This is a genomic window from Microbulbifer sp. SE14, from assembly GCF_059834885.1.
Genome location: NZ_JCBAJA010000001.1, coordinates 182,537 through 202,679 on the forward strand (window position 1 = coordinate 182,537; position 20,143 = coordinate 202,679).

Below are 20,143 nucleotides of genomic sequence, written 5' to 3' on the forward strand. Positions count from 1 at the left end.
TTTTTCGACAATCTGTCAGATCAGCAGCAGCCAGCTCATCCCGGCAATAACCAGCGACGCAATTACACTGAGCACCGCCCCCTCGCGCACCATATCCTGCATGCGCACTTGACCGGTGCCGTAGGCGATGGCATTCGGCGCCGTCGCCACCGGCAGCATAAAGGCGCAGCTGGCGCACATGGCGGCGGGGATCATCAGCACCATCGGGTCGAAACCGGCGGAGCTGGCGGCCACCGCGAGGATCGGCATCAGCAGGGTCGCGGTGGCGGTATTGCTGGTGATCTCGGTCAGGAAGGTGACGGCCAGGCACAGGAGCACCAGCATCAGTATCAGCGGCATGGCAGTCAGGAAGGACAGGCCATTGCCGAGCATGTCGGACAGCCCCGAGGCGGTGAAGCCCTTGGCGATGGCGATACCGCCGGCGAACAGCAGCAGCATGCCCCAGGGAATGTTCACCGCCGTCTCCCAGTCCAGCAGGCGGCCGCCCTTGCCGTTCGGGACCGCGAACATCAGTATCACCGCACCCAGGGCGACCGTGCTGTCACCGGCGCTGTCGATGCCCAGCAGCCCGCTCCAGCCACCGAAGGGTTCCCTGCGGGTGATCCACAGCAGAATTGCGATGCCGAACACCACCAGGGTGCGGATCTCCTCGGTGCGCCACGCCCCCACGGCCGGCGGCTCTATGGATTTTTCCAGGCGGATATTGCGCGTCAGCCACAGGGCCATGACCGGCAGCGTCACCAGCACCACGGGCACGCCGATGCGCATCCACTCCACGAAACTGAACTCGCGCCCGGTGTATTCCTCGTAGATGCCCATGAAGATCACGTTGGGCGGCGTTCCGATGGGGCTGCCCACCCCGCCGAGGCTGGCCGCATAGGCGATGCCCAGTATCAGCGCGATGGTGAGCTTCCGGTTTTCCACCCGGGCGAGTATCGCCAGCGCAATCGGCAGCATCGCCAGGGTGGTGGCGGTGTTGGAGATCCACATGCTCAGCAGGCCCGCGGCCAGCATAAAGCCGAGTACCAGCCGGCGCCCGCTGGAGACCCCGACCAGCTTCAGCATATAGAGCGCCAGCCGCTCGTGGGCACCGCTCTTCTCCAGCGCCTTGGACAGCATGAAGGCGCCCATCAGCAGCAGTATCACGTGGCTGCCCAGGGATGAGGCCACCAGCGCGTGATCGGCGACGCCGGCCAGCGGCAGCAGCACGAAGGGCACCAGGGAGGTGGCGGGAATCGGCAGCGCCTCGGTGACCCACCAGATCACCGTCAGCAGTGTGATGGCAGCGGTTGCGGCCGGGGGATGGGGCATTCCCAGTGCGGCCAGGGCGGCGTAGAAGACGGCCGCCAGCAGCGGGCCCAGGACAATAAAGTGCTGCCGCGCTAACGACATTGGCGATTCCCCCATCGGACTCAGGGCCGTTGCCGGCCTTTTATTTTTATGGATTCGGTTGTCGGCGCATTTTACGCAGCCGGGGAAAGGTTGGAAACGCAGCCGGGAACCCGGCCGGCGAAAGGCGAAGACGCCGCAACGATCGCCTTTTCTTATAACTCAAGTTTCGGAGTTCACATCGGGGGCAGGAAGACTGCAGGCTGCACAGTACGAGGCCCTGCTGCCGGTGGCCACCTGGCAAAAGCGCCTGCAGCTGGTAAGCAGTACCGATGAGGTTTTTTGCCAGGCGGCCACCGGTAGCAGGGCCGCTCGAAGGCTCTTCCCTTCCGGCCTGGCAACACCTGTGAACGCCGAAACTTGAGTTATAACCGGGTCCGCAGGTCACTTGGCAAAGAATTATTGGTCACCCCTTGAGCGACCTTTATAATCCGCCCCCTTTCCGCCCCGAGTTTCCGCCAAGTCTTTCGTCGAAGCAGTACCCATGACCAAAGCCTCCCCGCTCGCACTTCTCCCCCTCGCCCTCTTCCTGGCCCTGTTCGTCGGCAGCGGTCTCTGGTATCGGGCGCAGGGTGTGGAGATGGCCTTCTACCAGATCTCCGCACCGGTCGCGATACTGCCGGCGATAGCGCTGGCGCTGCTGCTGGCCCGCGGACCATTGAACGGCCGCATCGACACTTTTATCCGCGGCGTCGGCGATCACACCATCGTCACCATGGTGCTGATCTACCTGCTGGCCGGGGCCTTTGCCGGCGTGGCCGAGGCCGCAGGCGGCGTGGACGCGGCGGTCAACTTCGGCCTGAGCGTGATTCCCCCCGCCCTGGTACTGCCGGGGCTCTTCGCCATCACCGCCTGCGTCGCCACCGCCATGGGTACTTCCATGGGCACCATCGCCGCCATAGCGCCCATTGCCCTCGGTGTGGCGGAGGCGACGGATCTGCCGCTGCTGCTGACGGCCGGTACCGTCGTCGGCGGGGCCATGTTCGGTGACAACCTGTCGATCATCTCCGACACCACCATCGCCGCCACCCGCACCCAGGGGGCGGAGATGCGGGACAAGTTCCGCATGAACTTCCGCATCGCCCTGCCCGCGGCGCTGGTGACAATGGTGTGGCTCTACTTCCAGGGCAGTTCTGCCGCAGTGGAGGCCGCCGGGGATTACGAGCTGCTGCGGCTGCTGCCCTATGTGGCGGTGCTGGTGCTGGCGGTGCTCGGGGTGAATGTGCTGCTGGTGCTCTTCGCCGGCATACTGCTGGCCGGCGCCATAGGCCTGGGCCTGCAGCCGGACTACAGCCTGGCGAAGCTGTCCCGGGATATCTACGCCGGTTACACCGGTATGCAGGAGATACTGATACTGTCCCTGCTGATCGGCGGCCTGGGCGCAATGATGAAGGCCGGGGGCGGCCTGGCGTGGCTGGCCGGCGCCATCGACCGACTCAGCCGCCTGGGCGGTAGAGGGCAGCCGAGCCCCCGGGCCGGCGAACTGGGCATCGGCGCCGCCGTGGCCGCGACCAACGCCTGCACCGCCAACAACACCGTGGCGATCCTGCTCACCGGCGGCCTGGCGAGGGATATCGCCGGGCGCTACGGCGTCGATCCCCGCCGCAGCGCCAGCCTGCTGGATATCTTCTCCTGCGCGGTACAGGGACTGCTGCCCTACGGGGCACAGGTGCTGCTGGCCTCATCGCTGGCCAGGGTGTCGCCGCTGGAACTGGTCGGCAATATCCACTACTGCTGGCTGTTGGGCATCGCGGCGCTGGTTTCGATTTTTGCAGGCCTGCCCCGAATCGCCGGCCAAACTGCCCGGCAACCCATCACAGATATTTCCTGACCGGATCCTTCGGCGCTGTACATCTGGCTGTCAATCGGCAAACTATAGCCTCCGACAAACCTGATGCCCTCGGGGCCGAATGGATTCATGAGTAATATCCCCAACACCGTAGAAGTCCTGGAAAAACTCCGCTGGAACGCCCACCTGTGCAAGCACAGCCACTTCCGCGCATCAATGCGCGGCCGCAACCTGCATGTGCTCTGCGGTGTACCGATTGTCGTGATCAACCTCTTTCTCGGCTCCCTGTTCTTCTCCCTGATCAACGCCGAACTGCCGGACTGGACCAAGTGGACCGGCGCCGCATTGGCACTGCTCACCGCCCTGCTCGGCGGCGTGCAGACATTTTTCAATTTCAAGAAGAACTACGAGGGGCACCGCGAGATCGGCAACGAGTACCTGGCCATAGCGCGGGAATGTGAGCGGCTGATCGCCCTCTACTTCGACGGCATCCTCGACCTGGACCACCTGTCCCGGAAGATTGAAGAGCTGAATGCCGGCTACAGCGCCATCAACCAGCGCGCCGAGGAGTATATCGTCTCCGACAGGGTCTACCGGGAGGCGCTGAGAGTGCAGAACCTGAAGGCGGAGCGGGAGCCGTCGCTGGTGGAGCGGATGCGCAGGAAGGCCGCCACCCAAGGAAGCCTAAACGCGGAAGCTGTGGCCCAGGCCTGAATATCACAGGTGGAGTCCGGGGTCAGTCCGGCACCTTTAGCCGTTTATTCTCCTCGTGGGCCCTATCCGGATCGGGGCCGAACCTTTGATTGCGGTTGAGGTTGTTGATCGCCCGGATTTCCTCTTCGCTCAGCGTGAACTCGTCGAGGAGGAAGTTTTTCCTGATCTGCGCCAGACTTTCCGCCTTCGGGATCACGATACGGTGCTGCTGGATATTCCACTTCAGGATGACCTGCTCGGGAGTGACGCCGTGCCTGTCCGCCACTTCGACGACCAGTGGATCCGCGACGGGCTTGTCTGCCACCGCCGTGCCGTCCAGGCTCACGGAGGCCAGCGATGACCAGCTGGCGACGGCGATCTTGTGGAAATTGCAATAGTCCACCAGCGCCTGCTGGGTGAGGTAGGGGTGCAGCTCTATCTGGTTGCAGGTGGGCTTGATGCGGGCGAAGGTGGCTATCTGTTCGATATCGGACTTGCGGAAATTGGACAGCCCCAGGGCGCGGACCTTCTTCTCGTCGTACAGCTTCTCCATCGCCTCCCAGGTTTCCCGGGTATAGGCCGGCAGCGGCCAGTGGATCAGGTAGAGATCCAGGTAGTCCAGCTGCAACCGCTCCAGGCTGCGCTCGAAGGCGGCTGCAGTCCCCCTGCCCTGCTCCGTGTCCCATACCTTGCTGGTGATAAACAGTTCCTGGCGCGGAAGCCCGGAATCCCTGATGGCGCGGCCGAGGCCGCGCTCGTTGCCGTAGACGGACGCGGTGTCGAAGTGACGGTAGCCGATGGACATCGCCTTGAGGATGGTATCGGTGACGTAACTGTTGTCCTGCTGCCATTCGCCGATGGCGGCGGTGCCGAAACCCAGCTGTGGAATTTCGACGCCATTGTTCAGCGTCACTGTGGCCATGGTTGATCCATCTCCCTGGACTGTACGAAACCGGCGCCGGGGTCTCCCCGCGCCCTTCTACTCAACACAATGTGAAGATCAGTGTAGGGCAAGGCCCGGAACGGCGGTAGCTATTGGGATTGAGGAGGCGCCACTGAAACCGGTAGCCACAAAACAGCTACCTCTGTTATCTTTTGGGGGTTGTTTTGACTTTCCCGGTTCACCGGTGTGCAGCTTTATTTATCTGTGACACCAGTGGACAAATAGCTGTTCCCAACTCGTAGTCATTGTGGTACCTGCAGTCTCAGCCTGGAGTGTAACCGTGAAAGTTGCAGTCATTGGTGCCGGCGCCTGGGGTAAAAACATCATCCGCAGTCTCTCCGAACTGGATGTACTGGCCGCGGTCATCGATCTCTCTCCGGAAAAATGCGCCGAGTATGCGCAGACCTATCCCGGCGCTGCCATCCACCGGGATTACCGGGAGGCAATCGCAGCGGATTACGATGCCTTCGTCATCGCCACGCCGACGCCACTGCACTACGAAATCGCCAGGGCCGCCTTGGAGGCGGGCAAAGACGTCCTGATCGAAAAGCCCATGACCGCCACCAGCCTGCAGGCCAGATCCCTGGCGCAGCTGGCGGAAGAGCGGGGGCGCATCCTGATGGCCGGCCACCTGCTTCTCTACCAGCCGGCCATCAACTGGATCAAGGAATTTCTCGACGCCGGTAAACTGGGACCGCTCTACAGCGTGCACCAGGAACGCCTGGGCCTGGGGCGCGCCCGCCCGCTGGAGAATGTGCTCTGGGATTCCGGGGTGCACGATCTGGCGGTGCTACTGATGCTGGTGGGCAACGTGCCCTGCGGCATCCGCGCCAGCGGGCACCGCATAGTGCAACCGACCGTCGAGGACGATGTCTATGTCCACCTGGAATTTCCCTGCGGCGTGCGCGCCAACCTGCACAGTTCCTGGCTGTGGCCGGAAACGCGACGCCGGCTGGTTGTGCGCGGTGCCAAGGGCATGCTGGTGTACGACGAGCTGGAACAGACTGTCACGTTACACAGGAAAGGCATAACCCCCGACCTGCACAATCGGGACGATGGCAGCGAAATAATCCTGCACGGCAACGGCCAGCCACTGAAGCTGGAGCTGCAACATTTCCTGGACCGGGTGCAGGACCGCCAGCCGCCCCTCTCCGATGGCGGTAGCGCGCTGCAGGTGATCGAGGTACTGGAACAGGTATCGCGTTTGCTGGAAAGTTGAATTGGCAGATTGAATTGGAACGCTGAGCTGGAGAGCCGAATTGGACGCCCCGAGATTTATCCCCCCACTGGACCTCACCGGCGAAGTCGAGGAGCTGCGCGAAGAACTGATGACTGCTTTCCAGCGGCTATTGGACTCCGGCGCATTTATTCTCGGACCCGAGGTAGAGGCCTTCGAGGCCGCCGCCGCCGGCTACCTGGGCGCCAAGCACGCCATCGGCGTCAATTCGGGCACCGACGCGCTGGTCCTCGGCCTGCGGGCCCTGGGCATAGGTCCCGGGGACCAGGTCATCACCACCGGCTTCAGCTTCTTCTCCACCGCCGAGAGTATCGAGATGGTTGGCGCGCGGGCGGTCTTCGTGGATATCGAGGCGGATACATTCAACATTGATCCCAAGCGCATAGAGGCAAAGATCACCCCCAGGACCAGGGCCATTATGCCGGTGCACCTCTACGGGCAGGGGGCGCAGATGGGACCAATCCGCGAAATCGCCGACAGGCACGGCCTGAAAATCATCGAGGACGCGGCCCAGGCCTTCGGCGGCGAGCACCGCGGCCGCAAACTGGGCGCCATCGGCGATGTCGGCGCCTTTTCCTTCTATCCCACCAAGAACCTCGGCGCCTACGGCGACGCCGGCCTGCTGGTGACAGACGACGACCAGGTGGCGCGGCAGGCGCGGATGCTGCGCGACCACGGCAGCGAGCGCAAATACCACCATGTGACCCTGGGCTACAACTCCCGCCTGGACGCCATACAGGCGGCAGTACTGCAGGTAAAGCTGCCCCATATCGATACGTGGAACGACGCCCGCCGCGCCGCCGCCCGGCGCTATCGCGAACTGCTGGAGGATATCGACGGGCTCATATTGCCGCAGGAAGCGGATTACGGCCGCCACATCTACCACCAATACACCCTTCGTATCGAAAACGGCCGCCGCCCCGCGGTGGAGGAGTCTCTGCGGGCTGCGAATATCGGCGCGGTGGTCTACTACCCCCAGACCCTGCCCCAGGCGCCGGTATTTGCCGAGCGCTACGGCAAGGCGGAGCCGCTGCCGGTGGCCGAACAGGCCTGCCGAGAAGTGCTGTCCCTGCCCATACACCCGCGCCTCACAGAGGGGGAGCAGGAGCGGATTGCCATGGCGCTGCGCTTCGCGCTATCCACTTAGAAGGGGTTATGAAGGCTAAGCAGGAAGCCGGCGATGATTTTTGGAAATTTCTTCTATCAGGGCGCTTTTCACTCCCGCCGCCTCGGCAAACTCCGGCCAGCGCGCAACCGCGTTAGCAACTTCTGCAACAATTTCCTGCGGTTTCTTGATACTGATGGATTCGCCCACCGCCACCAGGTCCCCCAGCTCGAAGTGATCGCGCTTGCCGTTGATACTCATCTGGTGCCGGTTGGTCCACTTGCCGCCGGGGTTGTGTGCATAGGTGAGATCGAAGGCCGGCGACAGCGACCAGTCGCCATCCCGGCCCATCAGGAAGGCGACGTTCTTGGTGTGGTCGTCCTGGTTGCGCGCCAGCACATTGAATACCAGTCGGCGGTATTGCTGTATCGCCTCGCTCTTGGGCAGGCGCAGCTCACGCATGGCGGCAAAGATCTGCTCGTAGGCGTGGGCGCCGGCCTGGTTGAAATCCAGGTGGGCCAGGCCGCACAGGCTGAGCATATGCAGTTTGTCGCCGTCCGGTGCACGGTCGAAACGCCTTGTCATAAAGTGGGCGCGGCCGTTTTCCTCCAGCAGCCGTGACTCCATCATCTCGATACCGGCGGCCAGCGCCATCAGGTAGTAGGCGTATTCGATGCGACCGAAGCCCTGGGACTTGCCCAGCTCGATATCGTCCACGCCGTCGAATTTCAGCAGCCAGTAATCGTAGCCCTGCGGCGCCGGCACTTGCCCGGAACGCACGTCGCCCTCGGCGTTCATCGCGATCACCGCCTTGGCGCGGGCGCCGCCGGCGCTGGTACCGACACGCAGTATGTCTCCCAGGGCCTCGGCGTTGTCATCGTCGCCGCCGAAATTCGAGGCGAGACTCTGCTGGCGGTGGGTGACGGCCTGGGCCAGCTGCACCAGTTCGGCGATCTCCACCGGCGCAGATTCCTGGAAGCGCCCGTCCACCGCCGGGTGGAATTCCAGCGCTCCCATGCCGCGGTTGCCGGTGTAACAGAGCCGCTCTATGGGGCTGAAGTCCCCCGGTGTGCGTCCCTGGCGCGCGAGCCAGGCATCGATGATAGCGTTACCGAACTTGTCCGGCAGGGAGTCCGCCAGCAGGCCGGGCAGGCCTTTATAGGTCTCCCGGTTGAGATTGGGAAAGGCGAAAAGCCGATTGCCACTGTGGATCGACATATGGATTGGCGACAGGTCCAGGCCGCGCTGCACGAACCGGGGGTCGTATTCAAATACGCCGTAGCCATCCGGATGCCAGGAGACGGCACCCACCCGCTCTCCCCAGAGTTTGACGACTGCAGTTTCGATGCGCTCTGCCATGGCTACCAGTCCGATTCAGGTTTCTTCTTTTTCGCGGCGCTTGCGACCTTCTGCACCTTACCACTGGCGCGCTGCCGCGGCCTGCCCTGCCGCTCCGCCAACTGCAGCGGGCTGATGCCCGGATCCGGCAGGAAGGCTTCCAGGCCGTCCAGCTGCTGCAACTCCCGCAATACCGCCACCAGGCTGTCCAGCCGCCCGCGGCCGGATTCCAGCCCTTTTATGGTGGAGACCGACAGGCCCGCCCGCTCCGCCAGTTGCTCCTGGGTGATGTCCCGGCGCAATCGGTGCCGGCGCAGGCGCTCGCCGAGAAGCTGCAGTATCTGCTGATCGGATTTACCGATTAAACTCATAAGAGACTAAAAATCATCTATTGATTGCCAATTTCACACATAATAGCTGTAATTCAATCTATTATAGATATAGCAAATAACAGCTCCAAAAACAACCTTTAATCATATAAATTGCCAATTATAGTCGTAATTGCATCCATTACAGCTGAACCCCCGAAAACAGAGGTTCCGCTGTCTCAGCCGCCCTCGGGATCCGGGCCCCGGAAAAGAAAGCCAAGGCCTGATGCCAGGGCGCCGATGCCGGAAGTAGACGCCATGCAGGGCCCAATTTATTGGGTTAGTATCCCGGCAGCGCCAAGGAACAATCACAGAGCGAGCCCGCATGGCGAATCAGCTCCAGGCACTGCTGGAACTCTGGCACAAGCACAAAAACTCCCGCAACTGGGTACTGGGCACCGTCTACAGGACCACCGGGCCCTGCTACCGCAAGGCCGGTGCAACAATGCTCTTTGACGACCTGGGCAAACACTACGGCCTGTTGAGCGGCGGCTGCCTGGAGGCGGACATCCAGCGGCACGCCCGGCAGGTGCTCGACTCCAGGCAGTCCAAAACCCTCTGCTACGACGGCAGCGACGAAGACGACCTCTCCTTCCAGCTGGGTATCGGCTGCGGCGGCACTGTGCATATACTGTTGCAGCCGATTCTCGCCGAAAATGAATACCTGCAACTGGCGCAGCTGCGCGACCATCTCCGCAACCGCCGCCCCTGCCACTACCTGCAGAAAATTCCCGGCGCCGGCGAAACCCTGGCGCAAGTTTCATTACGGAAAAATACCGATCCCCAATCCCGGGCCCGCTTGATCCGCCTCGGCGACGGCGACTGGCTGCAGACACCGGTTGCACCTGTGCCGCATATCCTGATCGTGGGCGCCGGCGCGGATGCACGCCCCATGGCGCAGCTGTTCCGCACCCAGGGCTGGCAGGTGAGCCTCTGCGATCCCCGTCCCGCCAATGCGCGAGCGGCCTATTTTCCCGGCTGCGATTGCCACCCCTGTCATCCCGACGAGCTCTCCACTCAACTGGACCTGCAACAGGTCGATGCCGCCATTGTGATGGGGCACAATCTCGAACTGGACGCGGCGGCGCTGCGGGCACTCTATTTGCAACCCCTGAAGTACCTGGGCCTGCTGGGACCCATCAATCGCAGGGACAGGGTTCTGCAGCTGGCGGGACTGACGCTGGAGCAGCTGAACGCGTCCCTGCCGACGCCGCTGCGCGCGCCGATCGGCCTGAATCTCGGCGGCGAGCTGCCGGAGAGTATCGCCCTGGCCACCTGTGCGGAGCTGCACGCGGTGCTGCACGGTGCCGACGGGCGCAGTCTCAGCCCCGATCCAGAACTGAAAATAAAAACGGACGAATTTGCGTAAGCCGCAGATGGCAGCCATTCAGCCGATCATTCTCGCCGCCGGTGCCTCGAGCCGATTCGGCAGCTGCAAGCTGTTGCTGGAGTACGGCGGCAGGACATTGCTGCAACGCTGTGTCGACAGCCTGAATTCGCTGGATCTCCAGGCGCCGCTGATCGTCAGCGGCGCCTGGCACGCGAGGTTGGTTGAGACTCACCCGGAGCTGGACCTGCGGGAAAACCGCGACTGGCAGGCGGGCATGGGTTGCTCGCTGGCCTTCGGCATTCGACAGCTGCCGTCGAACTGCGGCGCGGCACTGGTGCTGCTGGCGGATCAGCCGGCGGTGAATACCGCGGATATCCGGCGCCTGCTGTATACCTGGACAGAAAACAAGAATATCGTCTGCAGTTTCTACAAAAACCGGCGGGGCGTCCCGGCCATTTTTCCACGCAGTGTTTTTGCCCAGCTGGCGAAGCTGAACGGCGACAGGGGTGCGCGCGATCTGTTGCGCACTTCGCCAAACAATATCACCAGCGTGCCGACCCCCAGCGGCGCCATCGATATAGACACAGAACAGGACTGGAAAGCCTTCGGAGAAAGCCCATGAAAATAATTGTAAACGGCACTGCACACCAGATCGATGTGGAAGAGGATATGCCGCTGCTCTGGGTTCTGCGGGATGAACTCAAACTGACCGGCACCAAGTTCGGCTGTGGCGGCGGCTTCTGCGGCGCCTGCACCATACACCTGGACGGCCAGCCGATGCGCGCCTGCCTGACGCCGGCCAGCTTCGCCGAGGGCAAGCAGGTCACCACCGTCGAAGGGCTCTCCGAAAACGGCGATCACCCGCTGCAACAGGCCTGGATAGAACACAATGTGCCCCAGTGCGGCTACTGCCAGAGCGGCCAGTTGATGTCCGCCGCCGCGCTGCTGGCGCGCAACGCCAACCCCAGCGACCAGGAGATCGACCAGGCCATGACCGGCAACCTGTGCCGCTGCGGCACCTACCCGCGCATCAGGACCGCGATCAGCGCCGCGGCCAGAATGAAAAGCGCCGCCGCCAAGGGGGGAGAAAGCCAATGAGCGATCACAGCGTAAAAAATATTAGCCGTCGCAATTTCCTCAAACTCACCGGCCTCAGCGCCGGCGGCCTGGTGCTCGGCGCCGCCCTGCCCGGCTGGCAGCCGGCCTGGGCCAGCGGGCTGGAGAAAATCAGCGAACTGAACCTGTTTGTCAGTATCGACGGCGACGGCACAGTATCGATCGTCTGCCACCGCTCGGAAATGGGCCAGGGCATCCGCACCGGCCTGCCGCAGGTGGTGGCGGACGAGCTGGAGGCCGACTGGCAGAAGGTCAAAGTCGTGCAGGGCCTCGGCGACAAGCGCTACGGCGACCAGAACACCGACGGCTCGCGCAGCGTGCGCCGCTTCTACGACACCATGCGCCGCATGGGCGCCAGCGCCAGGACCATGCTGGAGCGGGCCGCGGCCCAGCGCTGGGAGGTGCCGGCGAGCGAGTGCGTGGCGCAAGGCCATAGGATTGTTCACACCCCCAGCGGTCGCCGGCTGGGCTTCGGCGAGCTGGCGGCTGCCGCCGCCAAACAGCCGGTGCCGGACGAAAAAGACCTGCGCCTGAAGGACAGCGCGCAATTCAAATATATCGGCAAACCAGTGGACACTGTCGACACACCGGACATGGTCACCGGCCGGGCCAAGTACGGCCAGGATGTGCACCTCGACAATATGCTGATCGCCAGCATAGAGCGGGCGCCGGTACTGGGCAGCAGTATCGCGAAACTCGATGACAGCGCCGCGCGCAAGGTAAAGGGCGTGGTTGCCGTGGAGCGGCTGGAGGGCGGCGCCGAGCCGCCGCTGTTCAAGCCCCTGAGCGGGGTGGCGGTGCTGGCCCGCAACACCTGGACGGCCTTGAAAGCGCGCAAGCTGCTGGATATCCAGTGGAGCGAAAGTCCACACCGGGCACACGACAGCGACAGCTACCTGGAAGCTCTGAAGCACTCGGTGCGGGAACCGGGCACAGCCGTCGTCGCCCGGGGCGATGTGGAGGCCGCACTGCAAAACGCCGGCCGCCGCCACAGCGCCACCTATACGGTTCCCTACCTGGCCCACGCCACCATGGAACCGCCCAGCGCCACCGCCCTGGTCGGCGACGACCACTGCGAGATCTGGGGCTGCGTGCAGGACCCGCAGTCGGTGCAGCAGAACGTCGGCGAGGCACTGGGGCTGCCGCCGGAGAAGGTGAAGGTCAATGTCACCTTCCTCGGCGGCGGTTTCGGGCGCAAGTCCAAGCCGGATTTTGTCGTCGAGGCGGCGCTGCTGGCGAAAAAGATGCAGCAGCCGGTCAAGGTGGTCTGGAGCCGCGAGGATGATATCCGCCACGACTACTACCACGCCGCCAGCGTGGAATTCTTTGAGGCCGGCCTCAATGAGAAGGGAAAAGTGCAAGGCTGGCTGCAACGCGCCGCCTTCCCGTCCATCGGCGGCACCTTCCGGACGGGGGTCGATCACCCGGCGACCTTCGAACTTGACCTGGGGTTGACCGACCTGCCCTTCGACATCGCCAACCACAGGACCGAAACCCAGCGGGCGGATTACCACGCGCGCATCGGCTGGCTCAGGTCCGTCTCCAATATCCAGAATGCCTTCGGCGTCTGCAGCTTCGCCGACGAGTTGGCCCACCTCGGCGGCCGGCGGCCGGACGAATTCCTGCTGGATTTAATCGGCCCGGACCGGAAGATCGACCCCAGCCGGGGGGACTACAAATACGGCAACTACGGCGAATCCCTGGAGAGATTCCCGCTGGATACCGCGCGCCTGAAAAACGTCCTGCGGCGCGTCGCCGCCAGGGCGGACTTCGGCGGTTCCGCTGGCGGTGAGGGCTGGGGTATCGCCGTGCACCGCAGCTTCCTCTCCTATGTGGGCATTGCCACCAGGGTGCGGGTGCGCGACGGCCAGCTGAAAATCCTGGAGATGCACTGCGCCGCCGACGTGGGCCTGGCGGTCAACCCGGATCGGGTGAAGTCGCAGATGGAGGGGGCGATGATTTTCGGCATGAGTCTGGCGCTGATGGGCGAGATCAGGATGCAAAACGGCGCAGTGACCAACAGCAACTTCCACGACTACCCGCTGCTGCGCATGCATCAGTGCCCACCGCTAAGTGTCGAGCTGGTTGAATCTTCTGAGCCGCCGGCAGGGGTCGGCGAACCGGGAGTACCGCCGGTGGCGCCGAGCATTAGCAATGCGATTTTCGCCGCGACCGGGCAACGGATCCGCGAGTTGCCGATCAGCAAACACCTGAAAGTAAGTTAGGAATGGTTCGTAGGGTGCGCCGTCCGCACCGTAAACCCGAAGCCTGCACCATCACCGGTGGTGCGCAGGGCGCACCCTACTGTCGCATTAATTACAGATAATCTTAATCAAGATCTGTTGGGGAATTATCTATTTGGGCGGCAACGAACCGGCAAATTCCGCCCCGCGGCTGACCCAGCCATCCAGGTCCGCGGCCACCGCGTCCTCCTCCACATAGACCATTCCCTTCAGCGGGCGACCGGTGAAATCCATCGGCCGGGTATAGCGCTCGGCCAGCGCCTCCTGGTAGTTGTCAGGACCGACCCGCACCATCAGTTCCTCCCCGACCACGCCGCAGGCCATATTGCCGTTCAGCATAAATGCGAGGCCGCCGAACATCTGTTTTTCGGTCAGGCCGTCGTTTTCCTGCAGCAGTTCGCGCACTTTTTCTGCCAGATCTTTGCTGTATGCCATAGCCATATTTAAAAAGTTATTTTGGGTAACTTTTTAAGTGTAGCAGGAAATATCGGATTTGCCGGTAGGGGAATTCGGGCTCAGGGAAAGGCCCGATACCGATCGCGGCCATGGGCCGCTCCTACAAAGGGGGAAGAAACCTGTAGGAGCGGTCCGGCCGGGAGCGGTCCATGGCCGCGACCGATGGTGGCCTGTTTCGCCTTAATCGACGAAGACCCGCGCATTGCGGAACAAGCGCATCCAGCCGGAATCCTCCTGCCAGTCGTCCGGGTGCCAGCTGTTGCTGACGGCGCGGGCGACCCGCTCAGGGTGCGGCATCATGATGGTGACGCGGCCGTCCTCGGAACACAACGCCGTGATGCCGTTGACCGAGCCGTTGGGGTTGGCCGGGTAGGTCTCGGTGATCTCGCGGTGGTTGTTGAGGAAGCGCATGGCGATGGTGCCGGATTCTTCGCAGGCCTCCAGTGCCTTCCTGCCCGCGAACTCCACCCGGCCCTCGCCGTGGGCCACAGCCACCGGCATGGTGGAACCGGCCATGCCCTTGAACAGCACCGACGGGGAGTCCTCGACGCCCACCAGGGCAAAGCGTGCCTCGTACTGCTCGGACAGGTTGCGCACGAAGCGCGGCCAGTGGCCGGCGCCGGGGATCAGTTCCTTGATCACCGAGAACATCTGGCAGCCGTTGCAGACGCCGAGGCCGAAGGTGTCCTTCTTATTGAAAAACGCCTCGAACTGGTCCCGCGCACGGGAATGGAACAGGATGGTCTTGGCCCAGCCCTCGCCGGCACCGAGCACGTCGCCGTAGGAGAAGCCGCCGCAGCCCACCAGGCCCTTGAAGTCGTCCAGCTTGACGCGGCCGGCGAGGATATCGCTCATATGCACGTCCACGGCATTGAAGCCGGCGCGGTGGAAGGCGTGCGCCATCTCCACCTGGCTGTTGACGCCCTGCTCGCGCAGTATCGCCACTTTCGGCCGCACACCCTTGTTGATATAGGGCGCGCTGATATCCTCGTTGATGTCGTAGGTCAGCTGCACCGACAGGCCCGGGTCCTCCTGGGCGATGGCGGCGAATTCCTGCGCCGCGCAATCGGCGTTGTCGCGCAGGGCCTGGATGCGATAGCTGGTCTCGGACCAGATCTGCTGCAGTTCGGCGCGGGAGCGCTTGAAGATCGGCACCCCCTCGCGGGTGATACACAGGTGCTCGTTGTTGTTCAGGTAGCCGATCTGGTGCGCCGGCACGCCGACCGCGCCGAAGCGCTGCACCAGCATCTCGGCGTCACAGGCGGGCACCTGCAGCACTGCGCCCAGTTCCTCGCTGAACAGGGCCGCGATCGGGTCCTCGCCCAGTTCGTAGATCTCGATGTCCATACCCACGCGGCCGGCGAAGCTCATCTCCGCCAGGGCGGCGAAGAGGCCGCCGTCGGAGCGGTCGTGGTAGGCGATGATCTGGTCTTCGCGCAGCGCCTGCTGGACCACCTCGAAGAAGCCCTTCAGGCGCCTCGGGTCGTCCAGGTCCGCGGGCGTGCTGCCGAGCTGGCTGTACACCTGCGCCAGGCAGGAGCCGCCGAGGCGGTTCCTGCCGGCGCCCAGGTCGACCAGGATCAGCTCGCTCTCCCCCTTCTTGGTGCGGCGCAGCTGCGGCGTGGCGGTCTTGCGCACGTCGGTGACCGGGGCAAAGGCGGAGATGATCAGGGACAGGGGCGCGGTGACCGCCTTGTCCTCGCCGCCGTCGTTCCAGGCGGTGCGCATGGACATGGAGTCCTTGCCCACCGGGATGGTAATGCCCAGCTCTGGGCACAGCTCCATGCCGATGGCCTCGACGGTGCGGTAGAGTTTCTCCTCCTCGCCCGGGTGGCCGGCGGCACACATCCAGTTGGCGCTCAATTTGATATCGGACAGCTGTGCGATCGGCGTACAGGCGATATTGGTGATCGCCTCGCCCACCGCCAGGCGGCCGGAGGCCGGCGCGTCCAGCAGCGCCACCGGGGTGCGCTCGCCCATGGCCATGGCCTCGCCGGCATAGCTGTCGTAGGAGACGGTGGTCACGGCGCAGTCCGCCACCGGCACCTGCCAGGGACCCACCATCTGGTCCCGGGCCACCTGGCCGGTGACTGTCCTGTCACCGATGGTGATCAGGAAGCTCTTGCTGGCCACCGCCGGCAGGCGCAGCACCCGCTCGGCGGCCTCGTTGATATCTATGCCCCTGGTCTCGAACTCCCTGGTCTCGACCACACGCTTTTGCGCCTCGCGGTGCATGCGCGGCGGCTTGCCGAACAGCACGGACATGGGCAGGTCCACCGGCACGGCATCGAACTCCTTGTCATTCAGCAGCAGGCGCTTGTCCTCGGTGGCCTCGCCGACCACGGCGAAGGGGGCCCGCTCGCGCTCGCAGATCTTCTCGAAGCGCTCGAGATCGTCGGGCATCACCGCCAGCACATAGCGCTCCTGGGACTCGTTGCACCAGATCTCCAGCGGGCTCATGCCCGGCTCGTCCGCCGGCACATTCCTGAGCTCGAATTTGCCGCCGGTGCCGCCGTCCTTCACCAGCTCCGGGAAGGCATTGGACAGGCCGCCGGCGCCGACGTCGTGGATAAAGGCGATCGGGTTCCTGTCGCCCAGTTGCCAGCACTGGTCGATGACCTCCTGGCAGCGGCGCTCGATTTCCGGGTTCTGGCGCTGTACCGAGGCGAAATCCAGGTCCTCGGAGCTGCTGCCGCTGGCCATGGACGAGGCCGCGCCGCCGCCGAGGCCGATCAGCATTGCCGGCCCGCCCAGCACCACTAGTTTGGCGCCGGGCTTGAACTCCGGCTTCTCGATATGCGCCTCACGGATATTGCCGTAGCCGCCGGCGATCATGATCGGCTTGTGGTAGCCGCGGCGCTCGCCGCCGAAATCCTCCTCGAAGGTGCGGAAGTAGCCGCAGATGTTCGGGCGGCCGAACTCGTTGTTGAAGGCGGCGCCGCCGATGGGGCCCTCGATCATGATATCCAGGGCGGTGACAATGCGCTCCGGCTTGCCGTAGTCGACTTCCCAGGGCTGCTCGTAACCGGGGATCTGCAGGTTGGACACGGTGAAGCCGGTCAGCCCCACCTTGGGCTTGGAGCCACGGCCCACGGCGCCCTCGTCGCGGATCTCGCCGCCGGCGCCGGTGCCCGCGCCCGGGAAGGGGGCTATCGCGGTCGGGTGGTTGTGGGTCTCCACCTTCATCAGCATATGGATGGGCTCGATACTGAAGCCGTACTCCTTGGTCTCCGGATCCGGGTAGAAGCGGCCCGCCTCGTGACCCACCACCACTGCGGCGTTGTCCGCATAGGCGGACAGCACATTGTCGCCGCCCTTCTGGTAGGTGTTCTTGATCATGCCGAACAGGGAGTGCGGCATCTCCTCGCCGTCGATGGTCCAGGTGGCGTTGAAGATCTTGTGGCGGCAGTGCTCGGAGTTCGCCTGGGCGAACATCATCAGCTCCACGTCGGTGGGGTTGCGTTCCAGCTCCTGGAAGCTGGTGAGCAGGTAGTCGATCTCGTCTTCCGCCAGGGCCAGGCCCAGGGTCACATTGGCGTCCTCCAGCGCCTCGCGGCCCCCGTCGAGCAGGTTGACGGTGGTGAGCTGGCGCGGCTTCTCCTCGCGGAACAGCTGCTCGGCCCGATCGAAGTCGGCGAATACCGATTCCACCATGCGATCGTGCAGCTGGGCCGCCAGCAACTCCCGTTCAGCCTGGGTTAATTCGACGCCGCTAATGTAATAGGCGATACCGCGCTCCAGGCGGTGAATCTTCGTGAGGCCCGCGTTGTGGGCGATATCGGTGGCCTTGGAGGACCAGGGCGAGATGGTGCCCGGGCGCGGCACCACCAGCAGCAGCTCGCCCTCTGGCTTGTGCTTTTCCTCGGTGGGGCCGTATTGCAGCAGCCGCTCGAGCAGCGCCTGCTCCTTCTTGTCCAGTTTCTCGCTGTCGGCGAAGTGCACATACTCGGCGTAGATATCGCCGATCGCCGGTTGCAGCGCGCGCAGTTGGTTGAGGAGTTTTTGGTGGCGGAATTTCGACAGTGCGGGAGCACCACGCAGAACTAGCATCGCGGGAGTTTGCCTCTTGTCTGAATTTGAACCCTGCGCGGCAGAAGATCGCGCAAAGCCCCGGGGATTGGAGAGGGCGCAATTGTACCTGAAGCATCGCGACTCCAACACTGTCCTCGGGCACTTGTGCTCCCGTTGCGTGGTCCAAGTTTTCAACGTGCACCGAGGCACAGAAACTGGCGCGTTATTGGTGCCCGCGCCAGGGTCAACCTGGTGGGCCCTACTAGAATTACCGCATAGATGCAACTCTGCAGGTCACATCACCAAATTACCAAATTGGGCAATCTGTCACCAAATGAGGTAAAATTGGCGATCTTTTGCCGGCCCCGCCGCTCAGGACGAGTAATGCCGGTATCCGCTGAGATAAGAGCGACAAAAAGCTAAGGGACTAGAGGGGACTGTCTATGATCATGAAAAGCCGCATGCTGCGCTACAGCCGCCGCCTGGCCAAGGGCCTGGTGCTGGCCTGCTGCGCCTCGCTGATCGTGGCGAGCAAGACACCGGATATGCTGGAGCGGGTCAAGACCTCCGGCAAACTGGTCGTGTTGTCACAGAATGGTCCCACCACCTATTACGAAGACGCCTCGGGCACCCACACCGGCTTCGAATACGGCATGCTCCAGGCCTTCGCCGACGAGCTGGGCGTGACGCTGGAAATCCGCGATGTGCACGACCTGGACCAGATGTTCAGCCGCCTGCGCGACCCGCTGGAGGGCGCCCACCTCGCCGCCGCCGGCCTGACCGTGACCCCGGAGCGCCGCGAGCAGGTACGTTTCACCCCCTCCTACTTCGAGATACGCCAGCAGGTCATCTACAGGATCGGCGAGAAGCGCCCGCGTGTGGCCAGCGACCTGGAGGGCAAGAAAGTCGCGGTGATCGCCGGCAGCGCCCACGCCGAGGAGATGCGCAAGCTGTCCCGGCGCTATCCGGAACTTATCTGGGAGGAAATCTCCGACGTCGACGCCATGGAGCTGGTGGAGATGGTCAACGAGGGCAAATTCAATTACGCGGTGGTGGATTCCAACGCCTACGCGGTGCACCGCGGCCTTTACCCGAACACCGCAGTCGCTTTCAACCTCACCCAGTTTCAACCAGTAGCCTGGGCCTTCCCCCAGTGTGACGACGACAGCCTCTACCGCGCCGCGCGCCGCTTTATGCTGCGCGCCAACACCAACGGCCTGGTGGCGGAGCTGCGCGAGGAGTTCTTCGGCCACGTCAGCAAACTGAACGCCGGCGGCGCCCAGGCCTTCGCCAAGAGCAGCCGCGAGCGCCTGCCCCAGTGGCAGGAGACGATGCAGAAGGTGGCGGAGAAATACGAACTCGACTGGCACCTGCTGGCGGCGCTCAGTTACCAGGAGTCCCACTGGAATCCCCGCGCCAAATCCCCCACCGGCGTGCGCGGCCTGATGATGCTGACCCGCGACACGGCGCGCGAACTGGGCGTCAACCGCCTGGACCCGGAGGAGGCCATCGAAGGCGGCGCCCGCTACTTCATCCTGGTGCGCGACAAGATCCCCGAACGCATCCGCGAGCCGGACCGCACCTGGATGGCGCTGGCGGCCTACAACGTCGGCTACGGCCACCTGGAAGACGCGCGGGTGCTGACCGAGAAAATGGGCGGCAACCCGGACCGCTGGGCCGATGTGCGCGACCACCTGCCCCTGCTGGCCAAGCGCCAGTACTACAAGAACACCAAGCACGGCTACGCCCGCGGCTGGGAGCCGGTCACCTATGTGCAGAATATCCGCCATTACCAGGCGCTGCTGACCTGGAGCAGCCGTATCGAGGAACAGCGCATCGCCGCTGCCAACGACACCGCCGCAGAGGCACTGGCGGACAGTACGCCGGTGGATGTGGAGGCGGCCGGGGCGGCTTCGGCGCTTTGATCGGGACTCGGGACTCGGGACTTTCGTAGGGGGCGCCGCGCGCACCGCCCAATCAATGGTGCGCACGGCGCACCCTACCCTCTGTAGGAGCGGCCCATGGCCGCGATCGGACTTTCCGGATCTCCTGACCTCGATCGCGGCCACCGGCCGCTCCTACAATGAAAGCGTAGGTTGGGCTGAGCGCAGCGAAGCCCAACATC

Annotated in this window: 15 protein-coding genes; 9 read left to right on the top strand and 6 right to left on the bottom strand. The window is 63.8% G+C overall.

What is annotated here, in order from left to right:
- Positions 1 to 15 precede the first annotated feature (15 nt).
- Complete coding sequence (locus AC6R19_RS00820) at positions 16 to 1,392, bottom strand: SLC13 family permease (protein WP_500577576.1); 1,377 nt, start codon at positions 1,390 to 1,392, stop codon at positions 16 to 18.
- A gap of 481 nt (positions 1,393 to 1,873) precedes the next feature.
- Here AC6R19_RS00820 and AC6R19_RS00825 point away from each other — a divergent pair, with 481 nt between their 5' ends.
- Positions 1,874 to 3,220 carry a Na+/H+ antiporter NhaC family protein gene (locus tag AC6R19_RS00825; protein ID WP_500577577.1) on the top strand — a complete coding sequence of 449 codons (1,347 nt, stop codon included), beginning with the start codon at positions 1,874 to 1,876 and terminating at the stop codon, positions 3,218 to 3,220.
- Between the two features lie 87 nt (positions 3,221 to 3,307).
- Entirely contained in the window at positions 3,308 to 3,892 is a 585-nt protein-coding gene (locus tag AC6R19_RS00830; RefSeq protein WP_500577578.1) for an SLATT domain-containing protein, read from the top strand.
- Between the two features lie 22 nt (positions 3,893 to 3,914).
- Here AC6R19_RS00830 and AC6R19_RS00835 read toward each other — a convergent pair whose 3' ends face one another.
- Positions 3,915 to 4,793 (bottom strand): aldo/keto reductase, encoded by an 879-nt coding sequence (locus AC6R19_RS00835; protein WP_500577579.1) that lies wholly within the window; start codon positions 4,791 to 4,793, stop codon positions 3,915 to 3,917.
- Positions 4,794 to 5,094: 301 nt separating this feature from the next.
- Here AC6R19_RS00835 and AC6R19_RS00840 point away from each other — a divergent pair, with 301 nt between their 5' ends.
- Both AC6R19_RS00840 and AC6R19_RS00845 read left to right on the top strand, forming a co-directional pair.
- Positions 5,095 to 6,033 (top strand): Gfo/Idh/MocA family protein, encoded by a 939-nt coding sequence (locus AC6R19_RS00840; protein ID WP_500577580.1) that lies wholly within the window; start codon positions 5,095 to 5,097, stop codon positions 6,031 to 6,033.
- Positions 6,034 to 6,073: 40 nt separating this feature from the next.
- Positions 6,074 to 7,198: a DegT/DnrJ/EryC1/StrS family aminotransferase gene (locus AC6R19_RS00845; protein ID WP_500577581.1), complete on the top strand. Its 1,125-nt coding sequence runs from the start codon at positions 6,074 to 6,076 to the stop codon at positions 7,196 to 7,198.
- Between the two features lie 15 nt (positions 7,199 to 7,213).
- On the opposite strand, the gene AC6R19_RS00850 is transcribed toward AC6R19_RS00845, so the two are convergent.
- Both AC6R19_RS00850 and AC6R19_RS00855 read right to left on the bottom strand, forming a co-directional pair.
- Entirely contained in the window at positions 7,214 to 8,515 is a 1,302-nt protein-coding gene (locus AC6R19_RS00850; protein WP_500577582.1) for a type II toxin-antitoxin system HipA family toxin, read from the bottom strand.
- Positions 8,516 to 8,517: 2 nt separating this feature from the next.
- Positions 8,518 to 8,865, bottom strand: coding sequence for a helix-turn-helix domain-containing protein (locus tag AC6R19_RS00855; protein WP_500577583.1), 348 nt, complete (start codon positions 8,863 to 8,865; stop codon positions 8,518 to 8,520).
- 322 nt (positions 8,866 to 9,187) lie between these two features.
- Between AC6R19_RS00855 and AC6R19_RS00860 the strand changes: the two genes are divergently transcribed.
- From AC6R19_RS00860 to AC6R19_RS00875, 4 genes are read left to right on the top strand one after another with little or no spacing between them, the layout of a single operon-like run.
- Positions 9,188 to 10,231: an XdhC family protein gene (locus AC6R19_RS00860; RefSeq protein WP_500577584.1), complete on the top strand. Its 1,044-nt coding sequence runs from the start codon at positions 9,188 to 9,190 to the stop codon at positions 10,229 to 10,231.
- A gap of 7 nt (positions 10,232 to 10,238) precedes the next feature.
- A complete protein-coding gene (locus AC6R19_RS00865) occupies positions 10,239 to 10,814 on the top strand; it encodes a nucleotidyltransferase family protein (RefSeq protein ID WP_500577585.1) in 576 nt (191 codons plus the stop codon).
- The gene (locus tag AC6R19_RS00870; RefSeq protein ID WP_500577586.1) at positions 10,811 to 11,290 is read left to right on the top strand and encodes a (2Fe-2S)-binding protein; all 480 of its coding nucleotides are present in this window, start codon (positions 10,811 to 10,813) and stop codon (positions 11,288 to 11,290) included. The genes AC6R19_RS00865 and AC6R19_RS00870 overlap by 4 nt, the downstream gene beginning before the upstream one ends.
- Positions 11,287 to 13,533, top strand: coding sequence for a xanthine dehydrogenase family protein molybdopterin-binding subunit (locus AC6R19_RS00875; protein WP_500577587.1), 2,247 nt, complete (start codon positions 11,287 to 11,289; stop codon positions 13,531 to 13,533). Before AC6R19_RS00870 ends, AC6R19_RS00875 begins: the two co-directional genes overlap by 4 nt.
- 129 nt (positions 13,534 to 13,662) lie before the next feature.
- On the opposite strand, the gene AC6R19_RS00880 is transcribed toward AC6R19_RS00875, so the two are convergent.
- Positions 13,663 to 13,986, bottom strand: coding sequence for a TfoX/Sxy family protein (locus tag AC6R19_RS00880; protein ID WP_500577588.1), 324 nt, complete (start codon positions 13,984 to 13,986; stop codon positions 13,663 to 13,665).
- 201 nt (positions 13,987 to 14,187) lie between these two features.
- Entirely contained in the window at positions 14,188 to 18,057 is a 3,870-nt protein-coding gene (gene purL / locus AC6R19_RS00885) for a phosphoribosylformylglycinamidine synthase (RefSeq protein ID WP_500577589.1), read from the bottom strand.
- Positions 18,058 to 18,461: 404 nt separating this feature from the next.
- Between purL and mltF the strand changes: the two genes are divergently transcribed.
- The gene (mltF, locus tag AC6R19_RS00890) at positions 18,462 to 19,943 is read left to right on the top strand and encodes a membrane-bound lytic murein transglycosylase MltF (protein WP_500577590.1); all 1,482 of its coding nucleotides are present in this window, start codon (positions 18,462 to 18,464) and stop codon (positions 19,941 to 19,943) included.
- Positions 19,944 to 20,143 lie beyond the last annotated feature (200 nt).